General features: G+C 64.6%; 1 protein-coding gene. It reads right to left on the bottom strand.

Translation table 11 applies throughout. The features are described from left to right. On the bottom strand, positions 1–511 hold a 511-nt coding region (locus AACY45_RS27975; RefSeq protein ID WP_339548713.1), incomplete at both ends, for a M16 family metallopeptidase.

The raw sequence follows: 511 nt of genomic DNA, 5'->3' as shown, positions 1-511 counted from the left end.
AGGGCAGTTCGGGATAGAATTGCTGCCGCAGCGCCCGGGCTGCGCGTGTTGCCTGCGTCTCGCCGCCCGCAATCTCCGCCCCCACCACACCCTTTTGCCGCTCAACCTCGTTGGCGTCGAACAGCGCGCCATCGCTAAACCCGCGCAGGAACCGCAGCGCAAGCGCCAGCTTCTCGGTCGTCACCTGCGGGATCGAAAGGCTGTACACTGTGCCGCGCGCAGAAGTCGCACCGTTGACATCACCCCCCAATTGCAGACCGGCCGATTGCAATTGCGCGATTGCATCGCCCTTGGGAAACGTCGTGGTCGCGCCGAACGCCATATGCTCGACGAGATGCGCAAACTCCTTTTCGTTGGCGGACTGCTGCGCGGTGCCGACCGCAATATGATATTCGACGACAGCGACCCCCTTGGGCTCGGCGCTGCGCATGACCGCGTAGCGCAGGCCATTGGCGAGTTCGCCGTAGTGGATCGCGGGATCGGGGGTCTCGCCACGCTCTTCGGCAACCCA

The organism is Pseudomonas sp. RA_35y_Pfl2_P32 (assembly GCF_963970735.1).
Lineage (GTDB): Bacteria > Pseudomonadota > Gammaproteobacteria > Pseudomonadales > Pseudomonadaceae > Aquipseudomonas.
This window is presented reverse-complemented; position numbering and strand designations above follow the sequence as displayed.